At 61.9% G+C, this 6,092-nt stretch carries 7 protein-coding genes; 4 read left to right on the forward strand and 3 right to left on the reverse strand.

From position 1 onward, the window contains the following. Positions 1-682: 682 nt before the first annotated feature. Positions 683-808: a hypothetical protein gene (locus tag ADY01_RS41430; RefSeq protein ID WP_267888495.1), complete on the forward strand. Its 126-nt coding sequence runs from the start codon at positions 683-685 to the stop codon at positions 806-808. 51 nt (positions 809-859) lie between these two features. After that, positions 860-1,126, forward strand: coding sequence for a hypothetical protein (locus ADY01_RS31560; RefSeq protein ID WP_049580149.1), 267 nt, complete (start codon positions 860-862; stop codon positions 1,124-1,126). 124 nt (positions 1,127-1,250) lie between these two features. Here the strand turns inward: ADY01_RS31560 and ADY01_RS31565 are convergent, their stop codons facing one another. Then, positions 1,251-1,562, reverse strand: coding sequence for a hypothetical protein (locus ADY01_RS31565; RefSeq protein WP_049580150.1), 312 nt, complete (start codon positions 1,560-1,562; stop codon positions 1,251-1,253). A 747-nt stretch (positions 1,563-2,309) separates the two neighbouring features. Between ADY01_RS31565 and ADY01_RS39480 the strand changes: the two genes are divergently transcribed. Both ADY01_RS39480 and ADY01_RS39485 read left to right on the forward strand, forming a co-directional pair. After that, complete coding sequence (locus ADY01_RS39480) at positions 2,310-3,323, forward strand: hypothetical protein (RefSeq protein ID WP_159001543.1); 1,014 nt, start codon at positions 2,310-2,312, stop codon at positions 3,321-3,323. Between the two features lie 336 nt (positions 3,324-3,659). Continuing rightward, positions 3,660-4,811 (forward strand): hypothetical protein, encoded by a 1,152-nt coding sequence (locus ADY01_RS39485; RefSeq protein WP_159001546.1) that lies wholly within the window; start codon positions 3,660-3,662, stop codon positions 4,809-4,811. A gap of 152 nt (positions 4,812-4,963) precedes the next feature. Here ADY01_RS39485 and ADY01_RS31575 read toward each other — a convergent pair whose 3' ends face one another. Together ADY01_RS31575 and ADY01_RS31580 are read right to left on the reverse strand one after the other, a co-directional pair. Next, positions 4,964-5,575, reverse strand: a complete 612-nt coding sequence (locus tag ADY01_RS31575) for a hypothetical protein (protein WP_049580152.1) — start codon at positions 5,573-5,575, stop codon at positions 4,964-4,966. Between the two features lie 158 nt (positions 5,576-5,733). Next, entirely contained in the window at positions 5,734-5,940 is a 207-nt protein-coding gene (locus tag ADY01_RS31580) for a hypothetical protein (protein WP_049580153.1), read from the reverse strand. Positions 5,941-6,092 lie beyond the last annotated feature (152 nt).

The raw sequence follows: 6,092 nt of genomic DNA on the forward strand, positions 1-6,092 counted from the left end.
TGAGCGAAACGGATGGCAGCCTCCGAGCGGCAGGAGGATGCGAAACCCGCATGCCGCTCGAATCACCGCAAAGCAGGTCAGCGACGAAATGCACTTTTCCGAACAAGCCTAAGTAAACGCCCTCTGAGATGTTTCGTCACGGTTGGGGCGAGTGGCGCGACGGCATACAAGTGCCATGAGTGCACACAGTCCGGAACCCAGCAGTGCTGGGCTCAGTCCAGCGCTTCGTCAGTATGGCAGTAACGCACCCAGTCATGTCGAGGGATGACCTGCCTGACTCCCGGGGTCTGGCAAGAGCACGGTTGCTGATCTCGCCGTTGCTCCTTGGGTCCCTCTCACTGCTGTATGGCGGCTTCTCCGTCCCGAAGCAATCTCCCAACCTTCGGTGCCTCCCGACCTGCTGGCCGTGACCTGCACGAGCCGTGTACACGCGTCCGCTGACGTCCAGCGCGGTGCGCGGCCGCCGTCACGGAGTCCGTCATGCGCCCCTGCCGCATCTGAGCTGGTCGGGGCCCACGCTCTCCAAGTCTGTTGGGATCTCGCCGCTGCCCTTTCGGGTTCGTTCACCTGCGTACTTCCCTGCTTGATCGCCTCGCCCAGCGTCCTTGGTGGGGCGTCGCGACCGCCTGCGGACGTCTCCGAATGAGACAGAAACTGAGACGACGCCGTCTATTCTCAGCTCGTGAGCGCCGACACAGTGGCCGAGTGGGTCGAGGACCACGGCGCCCGTCTTGCTCCGGTCAGTCTGTCCGCTGCCTTTGACGGCTTCCTCCGGACACTGCCCTGGGCGGGCGCCGGCATCGACTGACGGACCCTGCCGCACCTGACGCTCAGGCTGCCCGGTGTCCCGGACGATGCGGTGGTCAACTGGGCAAGGGGCACGGCTCTGGGCACCCACGCCCACGTGCTCCTGATCGACTCGGCCACGAAGCCGGGCATCATCTGCCGCTTCGGCGACGCGCTACGTGACTTCGAGCTGCTGTCCCCGCGCCCCGAGCTGTACATGTGCGGCGTCGACCTCATCAGCGAGACCCCACAGCCAGCCTTCCCCCACCTCATCGAGCGACGCTCGTTCACGACCCTCTACGCCTCGCTGACCACCGGCAGCGACGCCGTGACCTCCTGATCCGTAGCTCAAAGCAGACCGGTCATGTGCGGTCGTTGTGGTCGCCATCCGGCCAGTGAGGACCACGTCCGGCCGCCGCTGGCCACTGCGGTTGCGGTACTGCGCTGCTGTACGCCAGCCGCTCTCAGAGCGAGGCAGGTAGTTCATCAGCAGAGGCTCGGTACTTCGGCCGTTGGTTGTACCCGATGCGGGGGTCGTTCGATCGGTGCTCAAGAATGAGCTCGATCTCCTTCCGCAGCACTTCGCTCTTGGTGGCTGTCTCGGACTCCCAGAGGATGCGCTTCCGGATCGTGAAGTCGCGGAGGGCGTCGCGGTCGATGTCCTGCTTCAGGAGTTCCTTCGACGGACTTCCGAAGTAGGTCAACCGGCTGTCAGTGAGGTCCGAGCCGACGTAGATCTTCCCGTTGGGGTAGGTGATCATGTAGACGACCTTCATGCCCGGACCATAGCGGTACCCACCGACAGCGGCGCCCGAGGTGACCCCAGCGATACCTCAGCCGACGAAGGTGCGCCCAGACGGCGCGGCCAGCCAGGGTGAGCTTGCATGGTCACCTGAGTCTTCACCGGCACTGACCACGTTAATCCAGGGTCGCCGTCTTGGTGAGCATGGGCGAGGATGGCGACGAGTTGAGCGTCTGGCGTGCCTTCTGCTACGCGAGCGACGCTTGACCACTTCGAGCCCGGCGTGGGGCAAACGAATTGGCTCGCTGTCGGCTCAGCACCCGCGCGCCTCGCGTCTCAGTCGGACCGGACGCTGCCCTGGGTGGATGCTGACATTGGCTGACGGCCCCTGCCGCACCTGACGCTGAGGCTGCACGGTGCCCCGGACGATGCGGTGGTGAACTGGGCAAGGCGCAAGGTGCTGAGGATCCACGCCCATGTGGTCGTGATCGACTCGGCCACGAAGCCCGGCATCACGCGCTACACGACTTCGAGCTGCTGCCCCCGCGCCCCGAGCCGTACACGTGGGGCACCGATGCTGCGACGTCTGATCCGTGTGCTATCGAGGTCTGCTGTTTGTGGTCGTGCAGGTCTCATTATGGCCTTGAGCAGGTGTCGCCGGTGTGGCTTCCTTGGCGCGGACACTCGTCCAGCTCGCCTGGTCGCGGTCCCCATCGTGTTGCTTCGTTACCGGCGGTGGGCTGACAGCCGAACAGATGCATCGACGGACTAGTGTCCTCCTATGGGTGACGTGACGTTTCTGAGCCAAGTGGAGCCGGTCGATGAGTATGGGCGTGCTCTCTATGCAGTCGCAAGATCCATCATTCGGGCACAGTTGGACCAGCTTGGCCAAGATGATCTAACTGACTTGAACTGCGATCGGGCAGACGTCACAATGCGTCAGCTCAGCAAAATCGCTCGCCTGGATCGAGATAAAGGTATGCGCGGTGACGGCTTCGAGTGGGCCGTCCACGAAGCGATCGTGGGCAAGGAGCCGAGTGTTACTGATTTTGTGGCACGAGCCATGGGCAGAATGTCTCGACGCTTCAAGGATATGCACGAGCCCGAGTCGCTCCTGTTCGGCTACGAGAGGGCCAAGTATCTCGGATTCCTTGACGCAGTCGTGGAAGATGCAGGCGAAAGTGCACTGCTGCTCCCCGACGGACAGGGGCGACCATTCGGGTTTGGGCCTTGGGTCACTGTGGCGGCACAGGGGGCGCGCGCGGAGCCGCTACTCGGTGATCGGATCAAAAAGGTCTGGAAAACCGATCTATTTTTCACGGACGAAGAGGGCTTTCGGTATGCTGCAGCCACGATCAAAAGTAATTGGAAGCAGCTAGAGAGCGGCCCCGGTCTTCGCCTCGGAGTCGTTCCTGAGGCTAAAGATCTCCGGGCGGGAATCCGACATCAGGACGGACTCTGGCTTGCCGTGCTCCCGGATCCTGACGGATTCATGGGTATGTTCAATGACGCCTATTCTGCCGTCGCTGCGGCAGTATGTACGCTCGGTAAGCACAGCAAGCCAGCATACTATTTGAAGCCGACCGCTAAGGCACAGCGACTTCAGCAGCAGCTTGAGAAGTATCCCACAGCTAGAGTGGTCGACATTGAGCATGCCCTCGATGAGGCTGCTCAACAGCACCTTATCTCGATTGACCACAGACTTCTTTCCGTCCAGGCCCCGCAGTGGTTGCACATGAACGAAACTCGAACACCTATTATCGCGCCGCGTCCACGCTTCGAGCCGCTGGATTGACATGTGGCGGTGAGGTGGCTTTCAGGCGAGAGCTGACTTCGGGCGAGAGATCGGGGCCGTACGCTGATGGGCGGATCGGTAGGTTGCGGGACCGCCCATTAGTGACCGATGTGGGCCCGATCTAATGGCTCGTCCGAAGCTGGCTGCTCATAGCCATAGGATCGATCGCCCCTTGCCACGATACGCCCCCCGACAGCTGCCGGCCGATGTGCCAGGCAGCAGCGTGGACCGACGCGGAGCAGATGCAGAAGCCAGCGACCAGGGTGTCTAGGCCACCGCAGTTCCCGTTCCCCAAAACGGTTGCCTGGCTGGTGGATGGACTGCTTCCCTTGGCTCATGAACTTCTCATACCATCTTGGCGCATGGAATCAACAACCAGGTCAGCGGGGCATGGATATTCGCCTCGCGCGGGAGATTTCCGAAAGCGAATGCGACAATCTCATTGACGCGATCAACGCTTACGAATCACTGACAGAAAGAGGGGCCTTCAATCTAGTCATCAGAGGCTACTCGAATATAAAGATGATGCTGCACGCATTTTCGAATGCGGAGCAATTTGGCGGAAACTTCCGCCGCTTGAACAGAGACATCCTCAAGGAATCCTTGATCTCCGAACTGACCAATTGGCTTGCCGCCAGGAGGCTCTATCTGGAAAATGAGAGAAATCTCATCCTGTCCCAGTACAGCGACGCAAGTGGCGAGATGGATGAATTCCGACAGGCGACTTCAGCAGCGTTTGATTCTCGCGAGGGTTATCGCTTCTTGTACAATCTTCGTGATTACGTGCAACATTGCGGCCTTCCCCCAGGCAGCCTGCACGTCTCGGGTTCAACTGAAAAACGGCGAGTGGTTTTAACGCTCGACAAATCGCGCCTGCTGACGGCTCGATTCAATTGGAGTAAGCATGCCAAGACTCTGCTCCTCAGCTGGCCGGCTGCCATTCCACTACTGCCACTCATGGATGAAGCAATGGATGGGTACGCAAGGATTGAAGAGCGCATGCTGAGAATCAATCTGCGTCGGTGCATTCAACTTGCCCCTCTCTTGCTGCAATCCTTGAGATCGTTCGATCATTCCGGTGGGGCGCCCGCTCTATTCAAATTCTCCAGCACTCCCCTTGGTGCGGATTCCGTGAATATTGCAACCCGAGGAATTCCTGCCATCTCAGAACTGGGAAAGGTAATTTCTGCGGCGAGCACTGAGGATGCCTTTGAGTCCCTTCGCGTGACCGAAGTCGAGCCGCCCCCTAAGATGCCATCGGATGGCGGAAGATCGTCTGCTGTCCTAACCGCACTATTTGGCGCGAATGACCCATCACGCGCCACCGAAGCGATCAACGTCATCTTGCAGCGCGACGGCAAGGTCGATTTTCTCATCAGCGATCTGGTGAATACTTCAGCATTGTTGACTCATATGCTGAGTCAGATTCTTGGGGCTTCATCGTATAGCCTTTTGGGAAAGATCGGCCCTGATTCCAACAATCAGTAGCGCAAGGGCAACTTCTACGGCCTCAGATTGGTGCGCGGCCGGTGGGCCTGGGCCGGAGCGGGGCGGAGACAGGAGCGGCGGCCCGGGGGCCGCCGCTGCTGCGCGCGCCGCGCGGATGCGCGGCGCCTTGAAGACGTAGAGAAGGTTGTAACTCAGTGGCTCATGGTGGGGTCGGTGAGGGTGAAGTGGTCGAGGCGCATGACGAGTTGGGTGGCGATGGTCCAGCGTATGGCGGGGTTGTCGAAGGGGATGCCTGCGGCGTCGGTGAGGATGGGGCCTTGGTGGCCTGGGCGGTAGAGGGCGCCGTGGACTCCCGCCGGGGTCCAGGAGTGGACGCGTAGAGCAACGTAGCGTTGTCGGAGGTGTGGGCAGGTGCGGACTGAGACGGATGCGCAGGGTTGGCAGACCGGGGGGTGGGTGGTTTCCAGTCCTTGGGGCCAGGTGCCGGGTGCGTCGGGTGCTTCGCCCATGAGCCATAGGACGCCGCGGTCGTTGTGGTCGGCGGGCTTTCCGCAGACTTGGCGGAGGAGGCCGGCCATGGCGACGCGTTGACGGAGGGCGTGGACGGCGCCGAATTCGGGCTTGCCTTTGCCTGGGGTGGAGGGGATGCGGCGCCACAGGACGCCTCCGGTGTCGCGGTCGTATGAGCGTTCGTCGGCGTAGGCCAGGCGTCCCCGTCGCTCGATGACCTGGACGTTGGCGGGGCGTTCGCTGCTCCACTGGGTGATGTAGGGGACGGTCCTTTTGGGGGTTGTCGGGTTCATCGGGCGTCTGCGGCTTCTCTTGCGTACTCGTGCATACGAGTGTCTCCGGGCTGATGGGTGGCCGTTCTCGGGATGGGGCGGGCGGTGAGGAGGTAGTGCAGGGCATGTTCGTGGATGGTGTGGGCGTACATGCCGCCGGTGGTCAGCAGGTCCAAGGCCTATTGGTGTTCGCGGTCGTCGCGGAGCCAGGCGTTGATGGGCCAGCGTTCGGGGGTGTCGACCTGGTCCCGGATGGCGAGGGCTCGGGTGTGTATCCAGCGCAGGGCGAGACGGGGTGTGCTGGTGGCGTGGGCGCCGAGCCAGTGGGTGTGTCCGGTGGCGGAGTTGAGGGCTATCGCCTCGCACCAGAAGGTTCTGGTCGTCATCGCGGTCACCTTGCTGTGGTCGGGGTGGCGTGGATTTCGGCGGTGACGGTGTGGCCGTGGTTGTTGCCCGTGATGGTGAGCGCGGTGGCGAGTGCGGTGAGTGCGAGGCCGCGGCCGTGGTCGGTGGTGGGGTCGGGCGTTCGAGGTGGGGG

Origin of the sequence: Streptomyces sp. SBT349, assembly GCF_001083795.1 — a bacterium.
GTDB lineage: Bacteria > Actinomycetota > Actinomycetes > Streptomycetales > Streptomycetaceae > Streptomyces.